The following is a 25261-nucleotide window of genomic DNA, read 5'->3' on the forward strand; positions in this document are numbered from 1 at the left end:
TTCAGAGAACCGACACCGCCGTCGCCGCAAGAAACGCCTCCGCATACCGCTCCGGCATCCGCCGCCGCTTCATATCGCGTCCCACGACCACGTGCGTCGTCGACCCTTCGCAGAGCAGCGTCTCATCGGCCTCGCGGACGACGGCGTAGCCGAAGCGCACGATCGGGCCGCGCGCCTCGACCAACCGCGTGCGGATGGTGAGTTCGTCGTCGTACCGCGCTGGCGCCTTGTATCGCGCAGTGGCCTCGACCACGGCGATCAGGCAGCCCTCGTCGCGCTCCATGGCCTTGTAGTCCAGGCCAAGCTGCCGCATCAGCTCCACGCGGCCGATCTCGAACCAGACGAGGTAGTTTGCGTGGTAGACGACGCCCATCTGATCCGTCTCGGCGTAGCGGACGCGCACCCGCGCCTCGCCCACAATCTCTGTGCTCATATCTCCAGTTTAGAGCAAAGGCTCAACACCGATCGTCGCCGAGAGCACCGATAAAACAGATCAAACCAAAAACATGATTTTAAGATTCTGTCCTGTTCGTGATCGGTGTCCTCGGTGCGGATCGGTCTTACGCCTCATTGCACTTGTACTCCGAACTTCTTTTCCATCGCGGCCGCAGCCGAGATCAGTCCGTCGAGCGGACGCATATCCGGCAGCTCAGCGCCCAGTCGCTTCAGTTCGGCGATCAGCGTCTCGGTGGCGATGTTCGTCACCAGCAGATCGTCGGCCAGCGGCGCGCCGCCGATGCCGCCGATCGACGAGTCGAACCGTCTGCAGCCCGCGCCATACGCGGCCTCGATCTTCGCCGCGGCCAACTCGGCCCGCGCATGCAGATGTACGCCGATCTCGATGCGGTCGTGTACCGCGATGATGTCGCTGAGCACCTCGGCCACGAGCTTCGGTGAAGCCAGCCCGGTCGTATCGGCCAGCACGATCTGCTGCACGCCGCAGTCGACCAGCAGGTCGCAGGCGGCGACCACCTCGTCGATCGACCAATCTTCGCCGTACGGGTTGCCGAAGGCCATCGAGAGGTACGCGACAACCTCCATCCCGCCCTTGTAGGCCAGCGTCCCGACCGCCTCCAGCGCCTCGAGCGACTCCTCCGGCGTCTGGTTCTGCGAGGTCTTCAGCAGGCGCGGCGAAAGCGAGTAGGGGAAGGCCAGCGTCTGGATGGCGCCCGTCTTGGCCGCGCGCTTGGCCCCGTCCTCGTTCGTCACCAGCGCGATGATTTCGGTGTCGTCCGGCGGGTCGAGATACTCGAGCACGCGCTCGGAGTCGGCCATCTGGGGCATGACATCCTTGGCGAGGAAGCTGACCGCGTCGATCTGCTTGAAGCCCGCGGCGATGAGGATGCGGAGGTAGTCCGCCTTCACCTCCGGCGGCATGACTTTCGGAAGGCTCTGCCACGCGTCGCGCGGGCACTCGATGATCTTGACGGCATTACTCATCTCTCCATTATCAGCGATACCATAGCGTTATGAGCATCGCCATCGGTAGCCAGGACGCGCTCCTCCTCATCGACCTCCAGCCGGACTTCATGCCCGGCGGCGCGCTCGCGGTCGCCGGCGGAGACGAGATTCTGCCGCTCATCAACGCCCTCGCCACGAAGTTCGACCATGTGCTGCTGACGCAGGACTGGCATCCGCCGCAACACATCTCCTTTGCCAGCTCGCACGCGGGCACGCAGCCATTCGAGATGACCGAGGTCGACTACGGCCCGCAGACGCTGTGGCCCGATCACTGCCTGCAGCGCACGGCGGGCGCGGCGATCCATCCGGCGGTCGACATTCCGCATGCCGAGCTGATCCTCCGCAAGGGCTTTCGCCGGGAGATCGATAGCTATTCGGCCTTCCTCGAAAACGACCATGCCACGCCGACCGGTCTGGCTGGCTACCTGCGCGAGCGCGGGCTGAAGCGGCTCTTCATCGCCGGACTGGCGTACGACTACTGCGTGCGTTTCTCGGCCGAGGACGGCGCCAGGCTGGGCTTCGAATGCCTCGTGATCGAAGACGCATGCCGCGCCGTCGACCTGCCGGGCAGCGTGGACGCGGCCAACTCCGCCTTTGCCTCCGCCAGCATACGCCGCATTCGGGGCGGGGATCTATGACGAGGAAGCACAAGGAAGTACGTGAGCCCAATCTCTTCCGTGATTGGTTAGAGCGGCTTCTCGCATGGGCGCTCGGCAGAACATCGTGGCCGGTGACAGAGGCGACACTCGAATCCCACCTTGCCATTCCCGCCGCTGGTATCACTCCAACCGCTCCAGGAGGCGGTTATCAGGCGATGTCGAGGTCTTCTTACGCGATGGTGAGCTACGAAGTCGCAGGAAAGATCTACTCGGCTGCCATACCGGAGATAGCCGCACCTGAGGCGACATTTCCATATCCCGGGAAGACGATCATAATTCGATATCACCCTACAAACCCCAGCCGTTCGTACTATCCGCCGGCTTGTACGCTCACCAGCAAATTCATTCTCATCATGGCCATCACGGTTTCAGTTCTAGGATTTCTTTTCGCTATTTATCGTGAGCGTTCAGGTCTACAGCCATGACCGAGCCCACCCACCCATGGATCGAGACCCAGGCGACCGTCACCGGCTGCAGGTATCAGTTCGCGCGCATGAACACCCTCACCCTCGGCTTTCAGACGCAGGACAAGTTCCGCATCGCCTTCGACTACTACGCGCACGGCCAGCTCTATTCGGATGAGTTTCAATCGCCCGTCGCCATCGCGCAGAACGAGACGATCCCCGTCCGCTACAATCCGCTGAATCCGGTCGAGAACAGCCGCTCCGGGCAGGCGGGCAGTGGGCGCACGCCTCTGATGGCGATCGGGATCGCGGGTTCGATCGTCCTCTCGCTGATCTGGCTGGCGATGCTGCGTGGGTGCTCTTAGCGCCGTTGTGTTGTCCCGATTCAGTCCTTACGCCCGCGGCGTCCCCAGGGTGGGAACGCCGCAAGACAGACGGCGGCAAGAATGGTGAGCAGAACCGCGAGTTTCACAGGCCTTATCCCGCATCGTGGGCAGTCTGTTCTGTCTTGGAACGATGAGCGCAAAAAAGCACGATTTTCACTGATGTTCCTGGCCCTCTTGCACTCCTGTCGCAACCCGTCGCTACAGCGCTCTCGCCAGAGCCTCGTTCTGCGCCACGAACAGGCTGCGGATGCCGCCCTCGGCGAGGTCGAGCAGTTGGTTCAACTCGGCGCGGCTGTAGGAGTCCTTTTCAGCGGTAGCCTGGGTCTCGACCAGCCCGCCGTCGGCCAGCATCACCACGTTCATGTCGACCGTCGCGCGCGAGTCTTCCTCGTATGCCAGGTCCAGCAGAACGTTGCCGTCGACGATGCCGACCGAGGTGGCGGCGATCATCTGGCGCAGCGGCGAGGTCTTGAGCGTGCCGGCGGCCACGAGCTTTCCGAGTGCGATGGCCAGGGCCACGCAGGCGCCGGTAATCGCGGCGGTGCGGGTGCCTCCGTCGGCCTGCAGCACGTCGCAGTCGAGGATGATCGTGCGTTCGCCGAGCGCGCGCATATCCACGACCGAGCGCAGCGAACGGCCGATCAGCCGCTGAATCTCATGCGTGCGTCCGCCGACCTTGCCCCGTTCGCTCTCGCGCGCGGTGCGGGTCAGCGTGGCGCGGGGCAGCATGCCATACTCGGCCGTGACCCAGCCGCGGCCGGAGTTGCGCAGCCATCCGGGAACGCCTTGTTCGATGGTCGCGTTGCACAGGACGCGGGTGTTGCCGCACTCGATGAGGACGGAGCCCTCGGCGGTGGAGACATAGCCGGGCGTGATGCGGAGGGTGCGGAGGGTGTCGGCGGAGCGCTGATCGGGACGAAAGATGGGCGAGGCAATAGACGGCATGCTCCGATTATAGGCGCCTTGGCAGACACGGAGCGGACCGTTCGATGGCGATGTGGAAGGCTGTGGAAGGAGCCTTTTTTCGTTACGATTCCCAAATCGGGAATCGATGGCTGAAAGTAATTTACGTGCATTACCAAAATTTCAAAATAAGGATAGATTGAATCCTTATGGTGCACCTACAGAGCAGCACAGCGCCGCATTTACCTTTGTTTCCTTTTGACTTGGGGCTTCCCGAAGAACATTTTTCTTTTTGGAACAAAACTCGACTTACTGAACGCCCACGCCAGCCGGTCCGGGGTGGGAGGAGGTCGAAATGCACATGAAACCGCGCCCCAGTATCGACGGTTTGCCGCCGGATAGTTCGCGCACCCCGGGATCGGCGTCCGCGTCTGGAACGCCTTCCCTGGCGACTGCTCGTCCCACTGCGGGGGTTGGAGTGGGCGCGGCCTCCGGGTTGCTGGTCGGGATGGCGTCTCGTGAGCAGTTGCGCGATCTGCAGGTCAGCGCGGTGACGGCGACCTACAAGACGGCGTCGCTGCACCTGCTGGTGGTCGACGACGATGAGTCGATCCGGCAGGCGTGCAGCGAGATCGCGACGCAGATGGGCTTCGTGGTGGTCTCGGCCGAGAGCGCGACCGAGGCGCGCGCGATCCTGAAGCATCAGCGCATGGACATGATCCTGATGGATCTGAAGCTGCCGGGCGGCGGCGGCCTGCCGCTGCTGGAGGAGGTCAAGAGCCTGCACCCGGAGGCCGGCGTGGTCGTGATGACGGCGTTTGCGACGGTCTCATCCGCGGTGGAGGCGATGCGGATCGGCGCGGGCGATTACCTGACCAAGCCGTTCTCGCTCGAGGAGCTGACGACGATCCTCGACCGCACGGGGCGTCGCGTGGTCTTCGACGCGGAGAGCCGGCGTCTGCGCGAGAAGCTGCGCGCGCAAAAGGGAATGGGCCACCTGATCGGCAGCTCGCCCGAGATGGAAAAGCTTTACCGAATCCTCTCGAAGGTCGCCGGATCGACGCATCCGGTCATGATCCTGGGCGAGGCGGGCACGGGCAAGGAGCGTGTGGCGCGTACGATCCACTTCAACGGGCCGAACAGCACCGCGCCGTTCGTGCCGGTGGACTGCGGCTCGCTGCTGCCGGCGCTGATCGAAAGCGAACTCTTCGGACATGTGAAGGGCGCGTTTCCGGGGGCGATGCGCGCGAAGGACGGGCTGCTCTCGGCGCCGACGGGCGGCACGCTGTTCCTGGACGAGATCGGCGAACTGCCGCTCGACCTGCAGGCCAAGCTGCTGCGCGCGCTGCAGGAACGCGAGGTGCGGCCGATGGGCGGAACGACGCCGGCGCCGATTACGGTGCGTGTGCTGGCGGCGACCAACCGCGATCTGAGTGCGATGGTCGATCAGGGGCGCTTTCGCCGGGATCTCTACTTCCGGCTGAATGTGGTGAACCTGCGCATCCCCGCGCTGCGGGACCGGCGGCAGGATATTCCGGAGCTGGCGCAGTATGTGCTGGACAGAGTGCAGCGCGAGACGGGCGTCTTTCACACCTTCTCGGACGATGCGCTGCGCGCCATGACGGCCTACGACTGGCCGGGCAATCTGCGAGAGCTGGAGAGCGCCATCGAGCGTGCCTGCGCTCTCTCGAGCGGTCCGGTGGTCCACATGGGCGACCTGCCGACGCAGTTGCAGAGCGTCGCCTTGCGTGAGGCGCCGGTTGCTGCCGCCGCTCATCCGCCGGTCGCGGGAGAGGCGGCGGCCAATGCCTTCGCGGCCTCACAGGAGGGCATCGCCGCACCGGCCGGAATCGTTTCGATCGCCGAGATGGAGAAGCACGCCATCCTGGGAACGATTCGTCAACTGAAGGGAGACAAGCTGATGGCGGCGAAGCTGCTCGGCATCGGCAAAACAACTCTATATCGCAAGCTGAAGGAGTACGGCATCACGGAGGATATCGAAACGGGCGATTGAACGTCCGCGGATCGTGGGAATCGGGTAGGAAACATGGGCGCTGTATACAGAGCTGGAGACAGGCTATGAGCGGAAATATTCTGATTATTTCGACTATGCAGGGTATGGAACAGTGCGCGGCTTCGATCTCACAGGAGACGAAGACCGACGTCCAGGTGGCTACCACGCGGCGGGCTGGAATCGCGGCTCTGCGGCGAACCGAGTACGATGTGGTGGTCGTCGAGGAGGGGTTGGCCGAGGGCGATCCCGAGTGGGCCGACCAGGTGTGGCATAACGCCTCCATGGCGATGCCGCTTCAGTTGAACTTCGGCATCTCCGGCTGTGCGCGGCTGAGCCGGGAGATACGCGCCGCGCTGGCCAGGCGGATGGCGGATAAGAATCTGGCGCGCAGGGCGGCGGCCGTCGATATCGCCAACGAGCTGAAGTCGCCGGTGACGGGGCTGCTGCTGGAGTCCGAGCTGGCCTTGCGCGATCCTGGCGTCTCGCCGACGCTCGAGCCGAAGCTGCGTCATCTGGTGGAGCTGGCAGGCTCCATCCGGGAGCGTCTTCGAGCAGACGCTGAGGGACTTGGAGCCCGCGCCTAGGTCCGGCTGAGCCTCCTCGGTCGAAAAGGTTGTAGGCTAGGGGCGAGGGCTGCCATGGTCTGCAACCATTTCGACGAGCTGGAAGAGTTTGCCCCGCTGCCACCCAAAGGCGCGGGGTGCGAGGAGTGCCTGAAGATCCATCAGCGCTGGGTTCATCTGCGCGAGTGCCTGGTCTGCGGGCATGTGGGTTGCTGCGATTCGTCGATCGGCAAGCATGCGACGAAGCACTTTCATTCAACCAAACATCCCGTGATGCGCAGCATCGAACCCGGCGAGAGCTGGGCCTGGTGCTTTGTGGACGAGGTGACGGTCGAGCTGGACTGAAGTCCGGCGGGTGGAGGCATGGGCTTCAGCCCCATGAAACGCGTGGTGAAACGCACGGGGCTTTCGCCTCGGGCTTTGCTATGCTGAAGCTGTCTGGGAGCTTCGGCGCCAGACCCAAGGAGTTTCATGTCCGACGAATCGTTGAAGGTTGTTCCCGAGGTTGAGGCGGCTGTGCCGTCGGTCAAGATTACGGTTCGCCCGAACGGCCCCTTCCGGGTCGAGGGATTGATTGCGCTGGTCGATGTGAACGGCGTGGAGTGGGATCTGACGGGCAAGCCCGCCATCTCGCTCTGCCGTTGCGGCCTGTCGTCCAAGCGTCCGTTCTGCGACGGCACGCATGGGCGCGAGGGTTGGAAGTGCGATGCGAGCCCGATTCCCGCGGCTCCCGTGGCGCTCGGCTAGTTGCGGCGTCTGCTCTTTCTTTGTGCGAGGAACCGCCTCCGCAGCCCGACCGCGGAGGCGATCTTCTCGGAGATGGCCGGCTTCGAGGTCGCGTCCGCGGGCACCGCGCCGGATGCCGAGTGCGTCGTCGACGCGGACTTGGTCGAGTGGGCGGATACGATCTTCTGCATGGAGAATCGGCAGAAGAAGCTGCTTCAGACCCGGTTTCCCCATGCGTTGCAAGCGAAGCGGCTGGTCGTGCTCGGCATTCCCGACCGCTATGGATTCATGCAGCAGGAGCTGGTCGAACTGCTCCGGGCCAGAGTTTTGCCGTTGTTGCGATGACATATTTTTGGAGATTATTTTGACGCCGATCCGCTCCCGTCTCTGCCTCTGCGTGCCGATTCTGGCGCTTGCCTGTGTCTCCACCGTCTGCCTGCCGCATGGCTGGGCGCAGGCGCCGAAGGTCTCGGCGGAGAGAGCCGACGCGCCGTACACGCGCTCGGAGGCGATGATTCCCGCGCGCGACGGCGTGAAACTGCATGTGGTGATCCTGCGGCCGACGGGCTCGGAGTCCAGGGGCGAGCCGCTGCCGTTCCTCATCACGCGTACGCCGTATGGCGTCGACGGCGCGAGCGAGAAGCGTGTGAACGGCTCCAAGCCGGAGCTGGCGGCGAGCGGCTATATCTTTGTTTTCTGCGACATACGCGGCCGGTATAAGTCCGAAGGCCAGTTCGTCATGAACCGGCCCATCGTGCCGCACCTGGCGCCGACCGACGTCGACGAGACGACCGACACGCGCGACACGGTCGACTGGGTGCTGAAGAACGTGCCGAACAACAGCGGCAAGGCGGGTGTGCTGGGCGTGTCCTACCCCGGATTTCTGGCCATGATGGCCGGCATCGACGCGCATCCGGCGGTGAAGGCCGTATCGCCCCAGGCCCCAATGACCGATGTGTGGATGGGCGACGACTTCTTCCACAACGGCGCCTTCCGCGAGACCTACGGCTTCGACTACGTGCAGGAGCTGGAGGCGCAGAAGACCGACGGGACCGTCGACATGAAGGGAGACATGTACGACTTCTTCCTGAAGAACGGCAACTTCGCCGGCGCCGCAGCGACCGCCGGCATGACCAACCTGCCCACGGCGAAGATGTTCCTGGACCAGCCGGCGTATACGAAGTTCTGGCAGGATATGGCGGTCGAGAAGCGGCTGACAAAGGTCGAGGTTCCGACGCTTGAGGTCGGCGGCTGGTGGGACCAGGAGGATATGTGGGGCACGCAGGCCGAGTACGAGGCGCTGAAGCCGCACGACAAGAAGGGCGAGGTCTTCATGGTGCTCGGCCCATGGAACCACGGCGGATGGGCCGGTCCGGGGCAGACGCTGGGTTCGAACTTCGGCTCGCAGGACTTCGGCGAGCCCACCGGCACGGAGTATCGCAAGACGATCGAGGCGCCGTTCTTCGAGAAGTACCTGAAGGGCCGCCCCGGCTACGATCTGAAGGATGTTGCGAGCTTCCGCACCGGCGTGAACAAGTGGATGCGCTACGACGCGTGGCCGCCGCATAAGGGATTCAAAGAGGAGAACCTCTACCTGCTGCCGGCCCAGAACCTGTCGCGGGTGGAGGCGGCGGACAAGACCGTGGTCGCGGCGACCTATGTGGCAGACCCGGCTGACCCGGTGCCGTATCGCAACCGGCCCATCCAGTCGACCTACGGCGATGGCTCGAAGTGGCGGACGTGGCTCGTGGAAGATCAGCGCTTCGTCGACGCCCGCAAGGATCTGGCGAAGTTCTCGACGCCCGTGCTGGACAAGCCCGTGACCGTGACGGGCGATGTGAAGGCGGACCTCTTCGCCGCGACGACCGGTTCGGACGCGGACTGGATCGTCAAGCTGATCGACGTGGCGCCGGACGGCACACAGACCATGATCGTCGACGAGATCTTCCGCGGCCGTTACCGCAAGAGCTTCGAGTCTCCGGAGCCGATTGTCCCCGGAAAAATAGAAGAGTACAAGTGGAGCCTTCACGGCGCCGACCACACCTTCCTGAAGGGCCACAAGATCATGGTGGAGGTGCAGTCGAGCTGGTTCCCGCTCTATGACCGCAACCCCCAGACCTTCGTGCCGAACATCATGTCCGCCCCGGCCGACGCCTACAAGAAGGCGACGGTCAGTCTGTACGCGGGCAGCCATCTTGAGATCGCGGTGGCCGACTAGCCATGTCCGTGCCCTCCATCAAGACCATCAGCACCCGCGAGGTCTATCGCAACCCCTGGACGAGTGTCCGGGAGGATGTCATCGAGCGCTCGAACGGCAAGCGCGGCATCTATGGCGTCATCGACAAGGACCCGGCCTGCATCATCATCCCGCTCGAAACCACGCCGGAGGGTGAGTTCGTCTATCTGATCGAGCAATACCGCTACACCGTGCAGGGCCGTTATCTGGAGTTTCCGCAAGGCGGATGGGAGACGGCGGAGATCGTCCCCGAGGAGCTTGCGCGTGGCGAGCTGGCCGAGGAGACCGGTCTGACCGCCGAGACCATGGTCCAGCTCGGGACCCATTGGATCGCCTACGGGGTGATGCACCAGAAGCACCACGTCTTCCTGGCCGAGGGGCTGCGGCACGGCGAGACCGACCCCGATCCCGAGGAGCACGACCTCGTCCTGCATCGGGTGCCGGTGCGCGAGTTCGAGGATATGGTGCTCGACAGCCGCATCATGGACAACTGCACCGTCGCTGCGTGGGGTCTGTATAAAGTGTGGCGCGAACGGCAAGGATAGCCGGCTGCGCGGCGCCCCACATCTCGATTCCGAGACACGGGGCGCTTTGAATCGTGATGAACCTTGAAGATCGGCCGGCGCCTAGAAGTGGCAGGTCTGGCTGGCGCTCGCCTGGGTGACGTTGAAGGTCAGGGTCGCGGTCTGGGTCTTGCCGGTGTTCACGCCCTGAACGTTCAACTGCACATAGTAGGTGCCGGGCGGGGTAGGGAACCAGATCTCCGTGCCGCAGCCAGTCAGCGCGTTGGTCGCGGCGAAGAGTAGCAGCAGCGCCGTCAGCAGCCGCGCGCGACCCAGCTTCTTCGAACCGCCACATCCAGCCAGAGCCACAAGTCCCAGCGGAAACAGCAACGCGAAGACCGTTCGCGAGCCGTGCAAGTCCTGGTGGGCGGCGCCGGCCTGGTCGTAGTTGCCGCAGTTGCGGCCGCCGCTGGTGTCGAGCACGACCGACCCAAGCAGCACCTCATGCGCGGCCAGCGTGGGCGAGACGCTCGCGAAGCTGCAGCTCGCCGAGATGGGAAGGTTCGAGCAGCTCAGATGCAGCGTATCGGCGAACGATCCGATGCTGGTGATCGCGTAGGGCGCGGGCGCGGTGTGGGCCGTCTCGGCGGTCAGGGTCGGCGGCGTGAAGGCGACGGTGAAGGTCGAGGGCGCGATGGTGACCGTAAGCGCCGCGGAGTTGGAAGGCAGAAAGTCCGTCGTGCCCGCATAGCTGGCGAGCAGTTGGTGCGTCCCGAGGGAGAGGGTGCTGAGGGTGATCGAGGCTGTGCCGTTCGCGGCGAGCGTACCCGAGCCCAGTGTGGCGCCGGTGGCGGGTTCGGTAAAGACGACCGGACCGCCCGGAAGCTGGGTCGAGGGCGCGTCCGCGATGGTGGCCGCCAGCGTCAGCGGCGCATTCTGGTTTCCGGGATTCGGCGTGGCTGCCAGGCTGAGAACGGTAGGCGCGGGGTTTACGGTTTGGAGCAAAGGCGAGGACGCGGCGGCGGTGGTCACGGACTCATCGCTATACACCGCGGAACCGGTGAAGGTCGCGACGACCGGGTAGCGTCCGGCGCCGAGGCTGCTGGTGGTGAAGGTGGCCGTTCCGTTGGCTCCCAGCGATGCCGTGCCCAGCATCTCGTAGAGGCCCGACAAGTTTGTCGACGAGAAGGTCACAGCGCCGGTGAGGGTGGGCAACGCTCCCTGCGTCTGCACGGCGACCGCCGCGGTAAACTGCACGGGCTGGAAGGCGACCGAGGGATTCGGCGTGCTGGCGATGGTTACCGTCAATACCGGCGCGGTGACTACCTCCGCGATTGCCTGCGAGGTGCTCGCGGCCAGCAGCGTGTTGCCGGAGTAGACGGCGGTCAGGTTGTGGGTGCGGGGCGAGAGCGTGCTGGTCGTCATCGAGGCATGACCGGCGGCGTCGAGCGGCACAGTCGCGAGCGGCGCCGCGCCGTCGTAGAAGGTGATGGAGCCGGTGGCGATGGTCGCGGAACCGGTTGGAGCCGTCGCGGCCGAGAGGGTGACGGTCTGGCCGTAGGCGGCGGGGTTGGGGCTGACCGTCAGGCTCGTGGTCGTGGGGTGGCCGACGACCACCTCGCTGCAGGTCGCGGAGCTTGCGGCGTATCCCGACGCGGGAACGTAGGCAGCGGTGATGGGGTGCGTGCCGATGGGTAGAAGCGCAGCATAGCTGGCCGCTCCGTTCGCCAGGGTCAGCGTGGCGAGCAGGCTGGCGCCGTCGCTGATCGTCACTGTACCGGAGGGTGTGCCGGATGCGCTGCCTGCCATCGCGACCGCGGCCGCAAAGGCGACGGACTGGTCGGGATACGCTGGGTTTGGTGCGCAGGCGAGAGCCGTGGTGGTGGCGAGGCCAGAGAGTACGGTTTGGTTGAGAGTTGCTGACGAACTGGCATACGTATTTGCCGGGACGTAGGTAGCCGAGATGGGATGGGATCCAACCGAGAGAGAGCTGGTTGTGTATGTGGCGGTCCCCTTGCCTGTTCCTGGGATCAAGTTGACCGAACCCAGTGCGGTTGCCCCGTCTGAGAAGAGAATGCTGCCGCCGGGGGTACCGCTATTGCTCGAAACCGTCGCAGTGAATGTGATGGACTGCCCAGTCACCGAGGGATTCAGGCTGGAGACGAGCGTGGTATTGGAGGCGAGGCCTGTCACTACCTGCTGTGAGACACTGGCCGCGACGCCATCATGCAACGCATCGCCGGCGTAGCTGACCTGTACATAATGGTAGCCGACCGTCAACGTGCTGGAGGTGAAGGTGGCGACGCCGGCGGAGTTTGGAGTCAGCGTCGCGAGAACGGTATTGGTGCTGGTATCGGTGAGGGTGAGTGGTGAGAGTACGGCGTTATCCGCCAGGGACGTGATCGTCGCGGTGAAGGTGACGGGGCTTCCGAGAATCGAAGGGTTCGGGGCTGAACTCAGCTTGATGGACGGCGTATATTTCGGCACCAACAGATAAAACTTGACGGAAACAGCCGGTGGAAATGAAGCCATACCCGGATAGGTCGCGAGGTAGGCGTGCAGACCCGGAACGATTCCTGAGCCGGTATAGGTTGCAATGCCCGACGGGCCGACCATGACGACACCAAGAGGAACGTTGTCCTGAAGAATGGTCACGGGTCCGGTCGGGGCGCCGGCTGCGGAGGTCAGGGCGACGGTAAATGTCAAGGGCTGCGTCGAGGAAGGATAGTAGGTGGATGGCGTAAGCGTCAGGATCGTCGGCGTGGCATCGAGCACGCCGGCGTACTCATAGGCTCCCATATCCACCTGGGGATAACCCTTGCCTGTGGCGTCCTGGATGCGAGCAGCACCCGACAGATCGGTCGCCGTCATCTGCGGCGCGCTGTTATTTCCTGTATCGATTGCGGGCGAACCGGAACGAAGCTGAAAGTTAGCCTGGGATGGATCGATAAATTGAGGATCGGCGGAGATATTGCCGTATGTGCCTGTCTGATCGGGGCAAACGCCGCCGTAGGCCGCACCGGCGGGATTATAGAGGTCGTTATGGTCGAAGACGAGTGGGGTATAGCTGAGGTAGTTGTAGATGGAGCCGCACGAGACAGCAACTCCTCCGGCTGAACCAACCACGATGTTGTTCACCAGAACATACTGCCCCAGATTTCCTTCCAGATAGACCTGAGAGGGAGGCGCGTCACCGAAGGCTCCTCCCTCCGTCGAAGTCTGCTTGTTGCCGTAGACGGTATTGGAGGCCAGGATTCCAATGAACGGCCCTGCCGACTCATCGGGCGGCCTGAGGGAGATTGCGCCATCTGTCGCTGCCTGATTTCCGTAGATCAGGTTGCCGATGATGACGACTTCATCCGTGTTGAAGGCAATGATGGCGCCGCCGTCGCCGAGCGTCAAATTATTGCGGATCGTATTCCCTACGATCGAAGCGTCTGCTCCCCAGACGGCGACTCCCGGTCCGCCATTACCGCCTGCATCCTCACGCCCAGACTGGACATTATTCTGAATGATATTGCCAACGACGCGCGCGTAAGGAGTATTGGCCGCTGTACCCCCATTGTAATAAGCGAGGGAGCCTGAAAGCCAGATGGCGGCTCCGCCCGCAAAGGAGCATAGGCCCTTGGCATCCAGGGTATTGTCGATCTCGTTGCCGACGATAAGCGGCGAACTGCCATCGGATTCAATCGAATAGCAGTGGTTATGAGTGATGACATTGTTAGAGATCGTCGGCGTACCGACAGAGATCCAGATGCCCGCCACGTTGTAGGTGGTGCTCGGCGTCGGATAGCCTTCGAATCCGCCTCCCTGGATCGTAAGTCCATTCAAAATCGAGTTCGGACCTTCCTTCGTCCTGAAGGTCACGGCCGGGTTGTTGCCTAGACTGCCGTCTAGGATCGTGCTGGCTGGGCCAGCCGAGGAAGTGACCGTGATCGCCTTACCTTTAAAATCGATGTTTTCGTAGTAAGTGCCGGGCGCGATGAGGACGGTATCGCCGTTGTTCGCCGCATTGATGCCCGCCTGGATCGTCGGCTGGTCCGCCGGGACATGGATCGTCTTCTGGGCCTGAGCTTGTGACGCCATGAATGCAAAAAGACAGACAAACAGCAGACGGAAACCCTGGGGAAAGAGACGGGAAAGGCTCATGAAGCTCAGCGGACCTCGGAAACTTGTTGGATAGCCCACAATACCATCCGCGGTGTGATCGGCAAGAAAAAAATCCCACCCGTCGCGGCTGTGCGATGGGTGGGATCGGTATTGATTCCAAAATGGGTTAGCGGGTGTATTCCTGCGGGATGATCGTGTCCGGCACGGGCTTCTTGCGCTTCCGTTTCACCGGCGGGGCGGAGCTGGGCGGCTTGCGTTTGCCGTTGCTGCGCTTCTTTGCCAGCGTCGGTTCGACTACGGCGCGCATCCAGTAGTCGCCCTGCGCGTCGACCTCGATGCCGTGGACCTCGCGCTCGAAGCCGGGGAAGCGCTTGCCGAACTCCTCGTACGCCAGGATCAGTTTGACGACGGGCGAATCGATCGCGCCCAGCCGCTCGCCCGGCATCGACAGCGGAATGCCCGGTGGGTAGGGAACGAGCATGACGGCGGCGATGCGGCCGGCGATGTCCGAGAACTTTACCTTCTCGGTCTCGTTGCGCAACAGCCTCTGGTAGGTCTGGGCGGGGGTCAGCACCTGTTCGGGGTCGACCTCGCAGGCATCCTCGACCAGGTCGACCAACTGCAGCTCGAGCATGGCGGCGTGCATCTCGTCCGACAGCTCCTTGAGCGTGACGTTGCGGTAGCGATGCGGGAAGCGCGCGACCAGCTCGGGCAGCGCCTCGTCCAGAGTGGCTTCGGAGTCGTAGAGACGCTTGAACTCGAAGAGATTTTCAAGCAGACTGCCCCATTTACCCTTCGACGTGCCGACCGAGAAGAGCACCAGCACGGTGTAGTCGCCGGTGCGGGCGATCTCCACGCGGCGGGCGTCGAGGAACTCCGTCAGGATCGCCGCCGGAATGCCCCAGCCGGAGACATTGCCCTGCGCGTCCACGCCCGGCGTCAGAATGGTCACCTTGGTCGGGTCGAGCATGCAGTAGTCGTCCGCGACATCGTCGTCGTCGAAGCCGTGCCACTCCTCGCCCGGTTTCAGCGTCCAGCAGGAGGCGTTCTCGGCCAGCAGGTCGTCGGGCGCTTCTTCAAAGATATAGGTAAGCTCGGTCTTCGGATCGGTGACGATATCGGGCTGGAAGAGCCGGAAGAACCAGCCGTCGCCGTTGTGCTCGGCCGCGCGCAGGCGGTGCGCGATCGACGACATGGCCTTGCGGAAGCTGACTGCGTCCTGAATCGTCTCGTCCATCAGGGTCGGACCGGCGGGCTCGTCCATCATCGCGGCGGCGACGTCGAGCGACGCGATCAGCGGGTAGAAGGGCGAGGTCGTGCCATGCATCATGAAGGCTTCGTTGAACTGGTCGAAGTCGAGCGGCGCGCGCGGGCTCAGCTTCACATGCACCATCGAACCCATGGAGAACGCCGCCAGCATCTTGTGCGTGGACTGCACGGCGAAGAGCTGTGGACGGTCCGGCATGTCGTCCGGCACGTCCATCGCAAAGCGGCCCTTGTAGATGTGGTGGAACTTCGCATAGGCGTACCAGGCCTCGTCGAAGTGGATGCGCGGTACGGACTTGGCCAGCTCGGTCGCGACCTTGTTCACGTCGTAACAGAGGCCGTCGTAGGTGGAGTTGGTGACTGCGGCGTAGGTCGGGGTCTGCGAGTGCGCGCCGGCCGAGAAGGGGCTGTTCTTGATGAGTTCCTTGATCGACTCCGGGCTGAACCGCTTCAGCGGCACCAGGCCGATCATGCCGTAGCCGTTGCGCGTGGGCGTCAGGTAGACGGGGCGGGCGCCGGTGACGGTCAGCGAGTGGCAGATCGACTTGTGGCAGTTCGCGTCGGCGAGGACGATGTCGTCCTGCCCAATCACGCCGTGGCCGACGATCTGGTTGGAGGTGCTCGATCCGCCGAGGACGTAGAAGGTCCAGTCCGCGCCGAAGATGCGCGCCGCGTTGCGCTCGCTCTCGCCCGGAGGCCCGATGTGGTCGAGCCACGAGCCGAGCGGCGCGGTGGAGATGCCGAGGTCCGAGCGCAGCAGGTTTTCGCCGAAGAAGCGGTGGAACTCCATGCCGACGGGGTGCTTCAGGTAGGCGACGCCGCCCATGTGGCCGGGCGCGTCCCAGGAGTACGCGCCCTGGTCGGTGTACTTCTTCAGCTCGCGGAAGTAGGGCGGCAGCAACTGCTCGTGATAGCGCTCGACGGCGAAGTCGACGCGGTTGGCGATGAAGGCCGGCGTGTCGCCGAAGAGGTGGATGTACTCGTGTACCTGCTTGACGACTTCGAGCGGCAGGTCGGAGACCAGCGTGCGGTCGGCGATCAGGAAGATCGGAATCTTCTTGTTGCGGCTACGAATGGCGCGGATGATCTTCAGCGCGGCGCGTTCGTCGAACTGGTGATCGCCGGCGAGATCCCAGTCCAGCAGGATGGCCGAGTGCGATGGGTCGGACTTCACAAGCGATAGGCCGTCCTCAGGCGTTGACGTACGGACGACCTCGTAGCCTTCTTCGCCGATCGCGTCGACGAGACGCTCCATGGCGCGGTCCGACACGGAGTCGGTGCGCCCTACTTCGCTTGCAATCATCAATACCCAACGGCCTTCGTTCATCTCACCTCGTGTTTGTTGCGACGTTTTAGTTTATCGCGGATGCGTTACGAAACTGTGCATAGGGCCAGAACGTCTGAAATTGCATGCCAGTTCGGTTTTCGCCGTGCTAGATTGGCTGGGAATCGCCGGAGTCGCCATGTTCGCGTCCAAACTTCGCTTTTTGCCTCTGCTCCTCGTCTGCGTTTCGACCTTCCTGACCGCACAGCAGCCTGCGCCCGCGCCCGCTCCGGACAAGATTCCCACACTGAAGATTACCTCCCGCGAGGTCGTGCTCGATGTGCTGGTGCTCGACAAGAAGGGGCATTCGATTCAGGGGCTGAAGGCGGGCGACTTCCAGGTGGTCGAGGATGGCGCGCCGCAGGTGGTCAGAGCCGTGAGCGAGCATCGCGCGCTGACCCCGGAAGAGGTCGCCAGACTTGCACCGGATCCGCTTGCGCCGAACGAGTTCACGAACTACGCGCCCGCCGGCAATACCAACTCGGTCTCCGTCATCCTCATCGACGCGCTCGACAGCCCGACCACCGCGCAGATGTATCTGCGCCAGCAACTGATCGCGTTCATGAAGTCCATGCCGCCGGGGAACACCTTCGCCATCTTCCAGATGGACCGCCGGATGCATCTGGTGCAGGGCTTTACCTCGGACCCGCAGGTGCTGCTGAAGGCGGTCGAAGGCAAACGCGACGAGATCAGCCTGCCTGCCAATCTGAACAGCGCCACGCGCGAGGCGATGATGCACGTCGGGTTGAAGATGATGGGGCAGTATCTGGCCGGCTTCAGCGGGCGAAAGAACCTGATCTGGTTTACCGGGAGCGTTCCGCACGAGGTCTTCAGCCTGACCGGCAATCCCTTTCCCGATTCCGTCGACTTCGACAATATGCGCGCGCGATTTGCGAACGCGCTCTCGCTCAGCCGGGTCGCGGTCTATCCGGTCGACGACCGGGGTCTGGAGGTCTTTCGGGAGCACGAGTACAGCCATGCGGTGCTCGACGAGATCGCCGAGAGAACGGGCGGCCGATCCTTCCACGACACGAACGGCCTGAAGGAGGCGCTCGCGCAGATCACGGAGACCGGGTCGAACTACTACACGCTCGCGTTTTCGCCGACCAATCCCGTCTGGCTTGCGCATAAGCGGCATCTCACGATCACCGTCGCTGGCAGGGAGCACGCCACGCTGCTCTACCGGCATGTCTACTTTGCGCGCAGCGGCCGAAAGGCCTACTGGAAGAAGCACGCCCAGGACAACATCGCCGAGTTGAAACCCCCGCCGCCGCCCGCCGATATCGTCCAGACTGCGGGAGATGGTTTGGACGCGGCGCTCGAACTGGGCTCCATGATCTCCGGCGAGCTGCCGTTCCGGCTGAGTGCGATGCCCGCGCCCAGGCCGTTGAAGCTGGCGAAGGACGCGCCCTGGCCGAAGGATAACTACCTCGAACCTTCGCTTCGGACGAAGCCGTTTCGAGAGTTCGAGCTGCTGTATACGGTCGATCCGCACAACGTCGGCTTCACCCAGACCGAGGACGGCGTCTCCCACGCGCAGTTGGAGTTTCTGGTCGCCGTCTACGACGCCCAGGGGGCGATGGTGAACTCTCTGAAGACGACGCGGGTGAGCGAAATCGGCGACGCAAACTATCGCCGGATGCTGGAAAGCGGGACGAAGCTGACTCTGCGCCAGACCATCGCCGTGCCGGAGAAGGGCAACTACTTCCTGCGTCTGGTCGTCCACAATCCCGACGCCGATCAGACCGGGTCGCTCGAAATTCCGGTCGACAACATACAGCGTGGCGTCGCGGGACCGGGGCAGCAGCTCATCTCGTCCAGCCAACTTCCCTGATTCCCGCGCAACTGCTGAAAACAGGCGGGGTTGAAGCGAGTGGGAGAACCTGCATGAGACAACCCTGCCGTATCCTGCTGCTGGCCGCCGCCGTGTGTCTCGCCGGCTGCGAACGTACCGAGCTGGCGCCGCCGCCGGGAGCTGCCTATGCGCCCCAGCCGGTTCCGCAGGGCGATCTGCATTCGCTTTGGGAGGGAACGCAAGTCGCCCTCACGGACCGTCCTTACGCCTGCGGCCCGGCCCGTTTCATCTCGCCGGATATCTCGGTCGCCACAACCAACAGCCAGCGCGTCCCGCTCTCACCCGCGACCCGGCAGGCGGTCTACGCGGAGTCGGACGCAGCGCTGCGCGACCTGACGGCGCGGTCCGTGGCTGCGGCGAATCACTTCCGTTCCACAGGCAGCCGTGCCGCTGCGGGCTGCGTCTTCGCCCTGCTGGCGACCGCGGCGCGCACCCACGGCATGGCCGGCTATATGTCGAGCGACGCGGCCTTTCAGGAGCAGAATCGAGCCCTGCGATCGATCTCGATCGCCTACCTGAAGGTGCGGGACACCGGGATCGGCCGCGCCTACGACGAAGGGTTGATCGATGCCTGGCTGGACGACATCGCACGGCAGGAGCGCGATCACATCCTCGCCGAGAGCTGCGGCAAGACCTTCTGCGGCCAGCGCGGACATCTGGGGCTGGCGGTCGCGTCCGCCGCCGCCGCTGCGGCAGTGGCCTCGAACGACCGCGAGCTGTACGACTGGGCGATCGTCCAGTACAAGACCGCCGTCAAGAGCATCGACGAACGCGGCATGCTGCCGGACGACACCCGGGGTCCGAACGCGCTGCGGTTCAATCTGATTGCCGCCGCCGCTCTCGTCCAGATCGCGGAGTTCGGCGAGGCCAACAACGAGGGCATGTACGCCTTCGACAACGGCGGGATTCACCTGCTGATCCACGCCGTCTCACGCGGTCTGATCGATCCGGCGCCCTTCGCCAGCGCCACCGGCATGCAGCAGACGATGTCGCGGCGCATCGAACCGTGGCAGGTAAGCTGGGCCGCCGTCTACGATCGCCGCTTCCCGGACCCTGTGCTGAACGGCCTACTCGCGCAGGTCGGTGCACGCAACGCGGATATGTGGTCGGGCGAGCCTTGGGGTATGACCGAATAAGCGGCTCGATTTAGAGATCGTGAAACATGACGCCGAGTTCACGCGCGCCATGGACGACGCGTTCTATTCGTACCGCATCGGCCACCACATGGAACAGAATCACATAACGTCCATGAATTGCCATCCGTGCGGTTGGTCCGATCTCGGGCCGCAGTCTGTACTGCAGGGGGCCGGCGCCAATCTGGCGGAATTTCTCGCGGATCTCTCGGATGAATGACAAGGCACGTGTAGGGTTGTCGAGCGCAATGTAGGACGCGATCTCCTCCAGGTCATCTTCGATAAAGCGTGAGACTACCACCTTCATCCTTTGGCGCGCTCCCGATTGGCGATCATTTCATACTTGCGCTCCAAGCGGTCGAAGACCTCGTCGGAGGGGATCCCAGGCGTCTCATCCAGCATCGCCTCCTGCCAGACCGCACGCAACTCCTCTATCCCATGGCGGCGAAGGTTGCGTTTTAATGTCCAGTCACGGAGCGCGTCGCGAATGACCTCGCTGCTCGACGCGTACTCTCCCGTATCCACGGCCTGTCGGACCGAGGCGACCATCTCTTGCGGGAGCGCGATGCTGATCTTCTCAATCGTAGCGGCCAATGGCGCCTCCGGTATGACTTCTTCCTACCAGCTTAGCGCACTTTCCGACCTTTACAAGCGGCGCTATGGGATCCGTTCACTGTCCGCTGCCGACCGGCGGATAGGTGAACTCGAACAGCTCTCCGGAGATGGGCAGCACCAGGCTCATCTCGGTCGCCTTGCCGGGATGCTGGAAGTAGACGCGGCCGCTCTCGCGCTCGCTCGGCCCCAGCGCCCGGGGCTTGAGAGGCGGCACGGGGATGGCGGCGGCCTCTTTTTGCTTGTCCTGCGTGTGCTTGTCCGAGGTGAAGTACGACGGCGGAGGGAGATCCTTGACCTTCTTCGATGTCTTCGACGTCTTCTCCACCCGCTTCGGATCGAGGTAGGAGAGTCGCCTGTACTTCGGCTGCACCACGTCGATGCGGAACTCCGCCGGGATCAACTGCAGCTTGTTCGGCGAGTTGTTGACGATCGTGACATCGGCGTGGCTGAAGCGCTGGTCCACCTGGAAGTCGGCCTCGACGATGTAGCCGTCCGCCTCGAGGATGTAGGTGTGGTGGCCGTCGGGTCCGGTCCGGTCGGTGCAACCCAGGTTCACCCGGCAGGGGATGACCTCACCCGAGCGGATCGCGACCTTTGGCTTGGCCGGAGCGGGCGCTGCGGGAACGGACTGCGCGGAGACGCTGTTGCAGACGGCGAAAAGCGTGATACAGGATAGTGCGCGGAAGAACATGAGGGCCCCTCTTGCTGGAAACACGCCGACAGTAAAAATCGGCACAGTGTGTTCTATCACTTCCAGCAAGCCGCAGTCATTGACCCATTTCGGGCAGTTGCCGGCGGCGTGGGGGATATCCGCGTCGCGCCGCAGGTCTTCGGCGTGATCGAAACCTCCCACCTTCCTTAGTTCACCGTCTTCATACGCCGGTTCATGAAGTCCATCAGCAGGTAGCTGCCCAGCTTCTCGGGCGTGGTGAAGTAGGCCTTGCCCCGGCACATCGCGCTCACCTGCTGGACGAACTGCATCAGCGCGAAGTCCTGCGCGAGCATGAAGGTGTTGATCATGATGTTCGAACGCTTGCAGCGGCTCACCTCTTCGAGCGTCTCGGAGATGACGAGCGGGTCCAGGCCGAAGGCGTTCTTATAGATGCGTCCGTCGGGCAGCGTCAGCGCGCTGGGCTTGCCGTCGGTGATCATCACGATCTGCTTCATGTCTTTGTTCGACCGCTGCAGAATGCGCTGGGCCACACGCAGGCCTTCGCGGGTGTTGGTGTAGTGCGGGCCGACCTTCACGCGGGGAAGCTGGCCGATGGGAATCTCCTCGGCCGAGTCGTGGAAGAGCACCAGCGAGATGGTGTCGCCGGGGAACTGCGTGCGGATGAGGTGCGAGAGCGCCATGGCGACGCGCTTGGCCGGCGTGAACCGGTCTTCTCCGTAGAGGATCATCGAGTGCGAGCAGTCGAGCAGCACGACCGTCGCGCAGCTCGACTGGTAATCCGACTGCTGCACCTGCAGGTCGGAGTACTGAATATTCTTGAGGCCGTTGATGCCGCCGTTCTCGATCCCCTCGCGGGCGAAGACGTTCGACAGCGTCGCCGTGATGTCGAGGTTCAGCGTGTCGCCGAACTCGTACTGCTTCGAACTGCCGTTGGTCTCGACGCCCGCGGCCTCGTGGCGCGTATCGTGCTTGCCGAGCGACGAGCGCCCAAGCGGCCCAAGCAGCTCGCGCAGCGCCTTGTAGCCGAGGAAGTCCATGCCCTTGTCGGTGACCTCGAACTTGGCCTGACCGTCGCCGTCGCCTGCCTCGCCCTGACCCGCGCCGGGCTCCTCGGCGTTGATGAAGTTCTGCTCCTGCATCTTCTGGATGATCTGGTCGACGAGCTCTTCGACCTGCTCCTCGTCGAGCTCATCGAACTTCTCTTGCGCCTCGTCGTCGAGCAGTTCGCCGCTTTCGAGCGCCTGCCGGATGGCCTCGCGCAGGTTCTCCATCGTCTGCTCGCCGTCGAAGTCCTGAAAGCGCGAGAGCGGGTCCTGGAAGCCGGAGTCGAGCAAAAAGTCCGACAGCGCCTGCATGAGGTCTTCGAGCCCGAAGGAGCTGGCCAGGTCGCCGGTGAACTTGGTATACCGAATCCGCTTCATAGGTATCAGTTTAGACGCTCGGGCGGCCGAAGCGATGCAAAGGCTACCGCGTGCCCGCCATCACGGCGAAGCGGTTGTCCTTATACCAGCAGTTGGCGTCGGCGAATCCCGCCTCGCGCATCCAGTCGAGCTGCGTTTGGACCGGCGCGCAGCGGTCCTCCTGCTGACGGAAAAGGGATGCTTCGATCTGCGGCTCGGTCGCGCCCAGCTCGCGCACCTGCTTCAGCCACAAGGCTTTGTACCGCTCTTCGAGCTCCGGCGTCGGCCCGGAGATCTGGTCCGCATTGACGAAGACGCCGCGCGGCTTCAATGCCGCGTGGATGCGACTGAAGAGCGCGCGCTTGCCGGCGTCGTCGAGGTGGTGGATCGACAGCGACGAGGCCACGGCGCAGAGGCCTTCGGGAAGCGGGGTAGCGCTGTAGTCCACCTGGTGGAAGGTGATGTTTGCGTCTCCCGCCATGCGTTCGCGCGCCTTGTCGAGCATCGGCGCCGAGAAGTCGATCACATGAATGTGCGCCGTGGGGAAGCGGTCGCGGAGCAGACGCGTCAACAGGCCGGAGCCCGCGCCGAGGTCGACGATGGTCTTCGCGCGCACCGGAATCAGTTCGAGCGCCCAGCGGTAGAACGCATCGCAGCCCGGAATCAGTCGCGCGCGGTCGTTGTCGTACGTGGAGGCGGTGGCGTCGAAGACGGCCTGGGTCTTGTTTGGGGCTGCTGCGGTCGTTTGGCTCATGGGTTCAACCATAAGCTGTTGCGATGGAAAATTCATTTTATATAAATAAAATGCATGTTCTTATCGGCGACGGAACCGGATCTTAGAAATGCACCACCACACCCGTATTGAGGGTGAAGACGCCGATTCGGTTGCTGCTGCTGGAGAGTAGGCTGCCGCTCGAGCTGGGGTTGCCGACGCTGTATCCATTGCCGCCGCCAACCTCGATCAGGCGCAGGTCGACGAAGGGCGCGAGGGCGTAGTCGACCCCGCCCAGCACCTCCCACGCCGCGTACTGGTTGCCGTAGGTGGGGTTGAAGCTCACTGTGCTCGTAGACGTCGAAGAGGATGTGACGATGTAGTTCGAGTTGTTGAAGGTGCGGGTGGCCACGTAGCCGCCGGCGACTTCGGCATACGGTTTAAACCGGATGAAGGGCGCTTTGAAGGCGATTTTGAGGCCCGCCATGGCGGTGTCGGCGCCGACCGTTCGCGGCCGGGAGGAGCCGCGCAGATCGACGCCCAGCTTCACCGGCCCGACGGGGACGAAGTTGTAGGTGACGCCTCCGCCGAAGCCTGACGCCCAGAAGCTGGTGTACTGCGGGGCGACGGTATAGGCGGAGCTTGTGCCAGCCTGGTTGAGGAGGCTCCCGGTCAGGACGTTCGAGCCATGCAGCGGCGAAAATGTGCCGTAGACGGCGAACTGCGCATGAGCGGCGTTGGCTGCTGGCAGGAGGAAGAGAGCGGCGGTCAGGGTAAACAGGCGCATGAGGGATGCCTCGAAGAACTCGGGAATGGAAGAAGCTTACTGCGGAGCGGGTGCGGGAGCGTTACTGGTCGATATGGCGCATGTTCACGACGCCGAGGACCGGACAGCCGGTCTGCTTCATCAGCTCTGCCTGCGTGAAGGCGTGGCCGCCGGAGCTGCGGCGGATCTGCCGTTGCAGCGGCTGCATATTGGCGAACTGGAAGACCACGCAGCCATGCATGAAGTCCACGATATCGCCGCTGACCCGGTGGATGGAGTACATGCGTACGAGGTGGCGGTTCAGGTAGAGCCCGATGGAGTCGAAGCCGTCGTCGGCCGAGAGCGGGCGCATGGTGTCGAAGCTGTAACCGGGTTTCTCGATCGGGTAGCCCTCGTCGAGCGCGAGCGTGTGCGCCGCAACCAGCAGCGTCTTGAGGGAGAGCGGCGCGGGCTTGGGCGCAGGCTTCGGGGCAAGCAGCAAGAAGGCGGCCAGGATCATGAGTCTGATAGACGTCTCAGGTCTCTATTGGTTGCGGACAGGCTGCCACGTGTGGGTGTGAAGGGCAGCCCGCCGATCGGGAAAGGTACGAAGAGATGCCGGCGGGCTGTCTCCATGAGGACGAATGTAATGTATGCAACTGGTACTTTCGATACGACTTTGGTGTTGTCGAAGAACTAGGTGGGTAATGTTCGGCTAACAGGATGCCGATCTACTTCCGGCCGCGCGAGGGAAAGTGGTAGACGACGCCCGTGTTGACGAAGGCCACGGAGGGCGAGTTGACCGACGAAGCTCCCGCCGCAGCGCCCCATTCGAGCGCGCGCAGGTCGAACGAATCGGTGAGGCGGACGTCCAGCCCGAAGAGGATCTCCGCCGCGCCGCTGGTATAGCGGGTGGATTGCAGGGTGTAGCCGGTGTAGGCGCCGGTCGGGGAGTAGTGGTAGACCGTCTGCTGCTCGGACGAGCTCACCACGCCGCCGCCAATCTGAAAGTAGGGCCGCAGCCGGACCTTGTGCGGCACGAAGCCGATGCGGAGCCCGACCAGCTCCGCCGTGCCGCCGTTGTTTCCGGGGCTGTAGGTGGCGCGCGCATCGATTCCGGCGCTTAGCCTGCTCTGGATGGGAAAGTTGTAGAACACGCCGCCGGTGGGGCCGCCGCTGTCTTTCTTGAATGCGGTATTTCCGTTGCCGTCGTTGAAGCCATAGCCGGTAAGAGAGGCCGTCCCATAGACGGCATACTGGGCATGTGCGGCGGGAATCAGGAAGGCAGAGAAGGCGAGAAACAGGGCCGGGAGTGAACGCACAGAGATCTCCTGAAGGCAGCGGTGCTGGCTTCCATGGGAGGGGATTTGGTTTCCGATGAGATTTACTATACCCGACGACTGCGGAGACGACGCCACATCCGCAAAACAAACGATGAGAGAACAGGTAGTGGAACATTCGCGGAATGGTCTTTCCGCCAATCGGAGATCTGAACGAGAGTCTCCGGGTCGGAGCCGCGATAGCAGACCGCGCAGACGCAGCTTTGTTTCATCGCTAAGATCGCCTGCTCCAC

The 25261-nt window shown here is 63.5% G+C and carries 24 protein-coding genes; 11 read left to right on the plus strand and 13 right to left on the minus strand.

Annotated features, from left to right (window positions below):
* Nucleotide 1: 1 nt before the first annotated feature.
* A complete protein-coding gene (locus tag CHB87_RS09400; RefSeq protein ID WP_089408182.1) occupies nt 2–433 on the minus strand; it encodes an acyl-CoA thioesterase in 432 nt (143 codons plus the stop codon).
* Between the two features lie 134 nt (nt 434–567).
* Nucleotides 568–1440 (minus strand): beta/alpha barrel domain-containing protein, encoded by an 873-nt coding sequence (locus CHB87_RS09405; protein WP_089408183.1) that lies wholly within the window; start codon nt 1438–1440, stop codon nt 568–570.
* 29 nt (nt 1441–1469) lie between these two features.
* On the opposite strand from CHB87_RS09405, the gene pncA reads away from it, so the two are divergent.
* Entirely contained in the window at nt 1470–2099 is a 630-nt protein-coding gene (pncA, locus tag CHB87_RS09410) for a bifunctional nicotinamidase/pyrazinamidase (RefSeq protein ID WP_089408184.1), read from the plus strand.
* Between the two features lie 442 nt (nt 2100–2541).
* Entirely contained in the window at nt 2542–2889 is a 348-nt protein-coding gene (locus CHB87_RS09415; protein WP_089408185.1) for a DUF3592 domain-containing protein, read from the plus strand.
* Nucleotides 2890–3108: 219 nt separating this feature from the next.
* On the opposite strand, the gene rph is transcribed toward CHB87_RS09415, so the two are convergent.
* Nucleotides 3109–3855 carry a ribonuclease PH gene (rph, locus tag CHB87_RS09420; protein WP_089408186.1) on the minus strand — a complete coding sequence of 249 codons (747 nt, stop codon included), beginning with the start codon at nt 3853–3855 and terminating at the stop codon, nt 3109–3111.
* Nucleotides 3856–4174: 319 nt separating this feature from the next.
* On the opposite strand from rph, the gene CHB87_RS09425 reads away from it, so the two are divergent.
* The 7 genes from CHB87_RS09425 to CHB87_RS09455 all read left to right on the plus strand — a co-directional run bounded on the left by CHB87_RS09425 (nt 4175) and on the right by CHB87_RS09455 (nt 9897).
* Nucleotides 4175–5827 carry a sigma-54-dependent transcriptional regulator gene (locus CHB87_RS09425; RefSeq protein WP_245817910.1) on the plus strand — a complete coding sequence of 551 codons (1653 nt, stop codon included), beginning with the start codon at nt 4175–4177 and terminating at the stop codon, nt 5825–5827.
* Nucleotides 5828–5892: 65 nt separating this feature from the next.
* Complete coding sequence (locus CHB87_RS09430) at nt 5893–6411, plus strand: hypothetical protein (protein WP_089408188.1); 519 nt, start codon at nt 5893–5895, stop codon at nt 6409–6411.
* Between the two features lie 54 nt (nt 6412–6465).
* Nucleotides 6466–6735, plus strand: coding sequence for a ubiquitin carboxyl-terminal hydrolase 14 (locus tag CHB87_RS09435; RefSeq protein WP_089408189.1), 270 nt, complete (start codon nt 6466–6468; stop codon nt 6733–6735).
* A gap of 126 nt (nt 6736–6861) precedes the next feature.
* On the plus strand, nt 6862–7137 hold the full coding sequence (locus CHB87_RS09440) for a CDGSH iron-sulfur domain-containing protein (protein WP_089408190.1): 276 nt from the start codon (nt 6862–6864) through the stop codon (nt 7135–7137).
* Complete coding sequence (locus CHB87_RS09445; RefSeq protein WP_089408191.1) at nt 7138–7461, plus strand: low molecular weight protein tyrosine phosphatase family protein; 324 nt, start codon at nt 7138–7140, stop codon at nt 7459–7461.
* A 19-nt stretch (nt 7462–7480) separates the two neighbouring features.
* Complete coding sequence (locus CHB87_RS09450; RefSeq protein ID WP_245817911.1) at nt 7481–9334, plus strand: CocE/NonD family hydrolase; 1854 nt, start codon at nt 7481–7483, stop codon at nt 9332–9334.
* A 2-nt stretch (nt 9335–9336) separates the two neighbouring features.
* On the plus strand, nt 9337–9897 hold the full coding sequence (locus CHB87_RS09455; RefSeq protein WP_089408193.1) for an NUDIX domain-containing protein: 561 nt from the start codon (nt 9337–9339) through the stop codon (nt 9895–9897).
* Between the two features lie 81 nt (nt 9898–9978).
* Here the strand turns inward: CHB87_RS09455 and CHB87_RS09460 are convergent, their stop codons facing one another.
* Nucleotides 9979–13941 carry an Ig-like domain repeat protein gene (locus CHB87_RS09460; protein WP_176441677.1) on the minus strand — a complete coding sequence of 1321 codons (3963 nt, stop codon included), beginning with the start codon at nt 13939–13941 and terminating at the stop codon, nt 9979–9981.
* 190 nt (nt 13942–14131) lie between these two features.
* Nucleotides 14132–16558, minus strand: a complete 2427-nt coding sequence (locus tag CHB87_RS09465; RefSeq protein WP_089408195.1) for an Orn/Lys/Arg family decarboxylase — start codon at nt 16556–16558, stop codon at nt 14132–14134.
* A 136-nt stretch (nt 16559–16694) separates the two neighbouring features.
* On the opposite strand from CHB87_RS09465, the gene CHB87_RS09470 reads away from it, so the two are divergent.
* A complete protein-coding gene (locus tag CHB87_RS09470) occupies nt 16695–18389 on the plus strand; it encodes a VWA domain-containing protein (protein WP_176441678.1) in 1695 nt (564 codons plus the stop codon).
* Nucleotides 18390–18442: 53 nt separating this feature from the next.
* Entirely contained in the window at nt 18443–19546 is a 1104-nt protein-coding gene (locus tag CHB87_RS09475) for an alginate lyase family protein (RefSeq protein WP_089408196.1), read from the plus strand.
* Nucleotides 19547–19556: 10 nt separating this feature from the next.
* On the opposite strand, the gene CHB87_RS09480 is transcribed toward CHB87_RS09475, so the two are convergent.
* From CHB87_RS09480 to CHB87_RS09515, 8 genes are all read right to left on the minus strand, one after another.
* Nucleotides 19557–19850: a type II toxin-antitoxin system RelE/ParE family toxin gene (locus CHB87_RS09480; RefSeq protein WP_089408197.1), complete on the minus strand. Its 294-nt coding sequence runs from the start codon at nt 19848–19850 to the stop codon at nt 19557–19559.
* Nucleotides 19847–20137, minus strand: a complete 291-nt coding sequence (locus tag CHB87_RS09485) for a ribbon-helix-helix domain-containing protein (RefSeq protein ID WP_089408198.1) — start codon at nt 20135–20137, stop codon at nt 19847–19849. Before CHB87_RS09485 ends, CHB87_RS09480 begins: the two co-directional genes overlap by 4 nt.
* Before the next feature lie 76 nt (nt 20138–20213).
* A complete protein-coding gene (locus CHB87_RS09490; protein WP_089408199.1) occupies nt 20214–20849 on the minus strand; it encodes a hypothetical protein in 636 nt (211 codons plus the stop codon).
* Nucleotides 20850–21016: 167 nt separating this feature from the next.
* Entirely contained in the window at nt 21017–22252 is a 1236-nt protein-coding gene (locus tag CHB87_RS09495; RefSeq protein WP_089408200.1) for a vWA domain-containing protein, read from the minus strand.
* A 43-nt stretch (nt 22253–22295) separates the two neighbouring features.
* Entirely contained in the window at nt 22296–22985 is a 690-nt protein-coding gene (locus CHB87_RS09500) for a class I SAM-dependent methyltransferase (protein ID WP_089408201.1), read from the minus strand.
* A gap of 82 nt (nt 22986–23067) precedes the next feature.
* Entirely contained in the window at nt 23068–23730 is a 663-nt protein-coding gene (locus tag CHB87_RS09505) for a hypothetical protein (protein ID WP_089408202.1), read from the minus strand.
* Nucleotides 23731–23791: 61 nt separating this feature from the next.
* Nucleotides 23792–24208, minus strand: coding sequence for a hypothetical protein (locus CHB87_RS09510; RefSeq protein ID WP_089408203.1), 417 nt, complete (start codon nt 24206–24208; stop codon nt 23792–23794).
* A 211-nt stretch (nt 24209–24419) separates the two neighbouring features.
* The gene (locus CHB87_RS09515) at nt 24420–25010 is read right to left on the minus strand and encodes a hypothetical protein (protein WP_089408204.1); all 591 of its coding nucleotides are present in this window, start codon (nt 25008–25010) and stop codon (nt 24420–24422) included.
* Nucleotides 25011–25261: the final 251 nt, after the last annotated feature.

The organism is Granulicella rosea, from assembly GCF_900188085.1.
In the GTDB taxonomy this organism is placed as follows: Bacteria; Acidobacteriota; Terriglobia; order Terriglobales; family Acidobacteriaceae; genus Edaphobacter; species Edaphobacter rosea.

What these genes read in the sequence shown, in the direction of transcription:
- CHB87_RS09510 (WP_089408203.1), bottom strand. Translation starts at nt 24,208, where the DNA reads ATGATCCTGGCCGCCTTCTTGCTGCTTGCCCCGAAGCCTGCGCCCAAG.
- CHB87_RS09480 (WP_089408197.1), bottom strand. Translation starts at nt 19,850, where the DNA reads ATGAAGGTGGTAGTCTCACGCTTTATCGAAGATGACCTGGAGGAGATC.
- pncA (WP_089408184.1), top strand. Translation starts at nt 1,470, where the DNA reads ATGAGCATCGCCATCGGTAGCCAGGACGCGCTCCTCCTCATCGACCTC.
- CHB87_RS09470 (WP_176441678.1), top strand. Translation starts at nt 16,695, where the DNA reads ATGTTCGCGTCCAAACTTCGCTTTTTGCCTCTGCTCCTCGTCTGCGTT.
- CHB87_RS09495 (WP_089408200.1), bottom strand. Translation starts at nt 22,252, where the DNA reads ATGAAGCGGATTCGGTATACCAAGTTCACCGGCGACCTGGCCAGCTCC.
- CHB87_RS09430 (WP_089408188.1), top strand. Translation starts at nt 5,893, where the DNA reads ATGAGCGGAAATATTCTGATTATTTCGACTATGCAGGGTATGGAACAG.
- rph (WP_089408186.1), bottom strand. Translation starts at nt 3,855, where the DNA reads ATGCCGTCTATTGCCTCGCCCATCTTTCGTCCCGATCAGCGCTCCGCC.
- CHB87_RS09440 (WP_089408190.1), top strand. Translation starts at nt 6,862, where the DNA reads ATGTCCGACGAATCGTTGAAGGTTGTTCCCGAGGTTGAGGCGGCTGTG.
- CHB87_RS09490 (WP_089408199.1), bottom strand. Translation starts at nt 20,849, where the DNA reads ATGTTCTTCCGCGCACTATCCTGTATCACGCTTTTCGCCGTCTGCAAC.
- CHB87_RS09500 (WP_089408201.1), bottom strand. Translation starts at nt 22,985, where the DNA reads ATGAGCCAAACGACCGCAGCAGCCCCAAACAAGACCCAGGCCGTCTTC.
- CHB87_RS09465 (WP_089408195.1), bottom strand. Translation starts at nt 16,558, where the DNA reads ATGAACGAAGGCCGTTGGGTATTGATGATTGCAAGCGAAGTAGGGCGC.
- CHB87_RS09505 (WP_089408202.1), bottom strand. Translation starts at nt 23,730, where the DNA reads ATGCGCCTGTTTACCCTGACCGCCGCTCTCTTCCTCCTGCCAGCAGCC.
- CHB87_RS09415 (WP_089408185.1), top strand. Translation starts at nt 2,542, where the DNA reads ATGACCGAGCCCACCCACCCATGGATCGAGACCCAGGCGACCGTCACC.
- CHB87_RS09435 (WP_089408189.1), top strand. Translation starts at nt 6,466, where the DNA reads ATGGTCTGCAACCATTTCGACGAGCTGGAAGAGTTTGCCCCGCTGCCA.
- CHB87_RS09400 (WP_089408182.1), bottom strand. Translation starts at nt 433, where the DNA reads ATGAGCACAGAGATTGTGGGCGAGGCGCGGGTGCGCGTCCGCTACGCC.
- CHB87_RS09460 (WP_176441677.1), bottom strand. Translation starts at nt 13,941, where the DNA reads ATGGCGTCACAAGCTCAGGCCCAGAAGACGATCCATGTCCCGGCGGAC.
- CHB87_RS09425 (WP_245817910.1), top strand. Translation starts at nt 4,175, where the DNA reads ATGAAACCGCGCCCCAGTATCGACGGTTTGCCGCCGGATAGTTCGCGC.
- CHB87_RS09475 (WP_089408196.1), top strand. Translation starts at nt 18,443, where the DNA reads ATGAGACAACCCTGCCGTATCCTGCTGCTGGCCGCCGCCGTGTGTCTC.
- CHB87_RS09405 (WP_089408183.1), bottom strand. Translation starts at nt 1,440, where the DNA reads ATGAGTAATGCCGTCAAGATCATCGAGTGCCCGCGCGACGCGTGGCAG.
- CHB87_RS09455 (WP_089408193.1), top strand. Translation starts at nt 9,337, where the DNA reads ATGTCCGTGCCCTCCATCAAGACCATCAGCACCCGCGAGGTCTATCGC.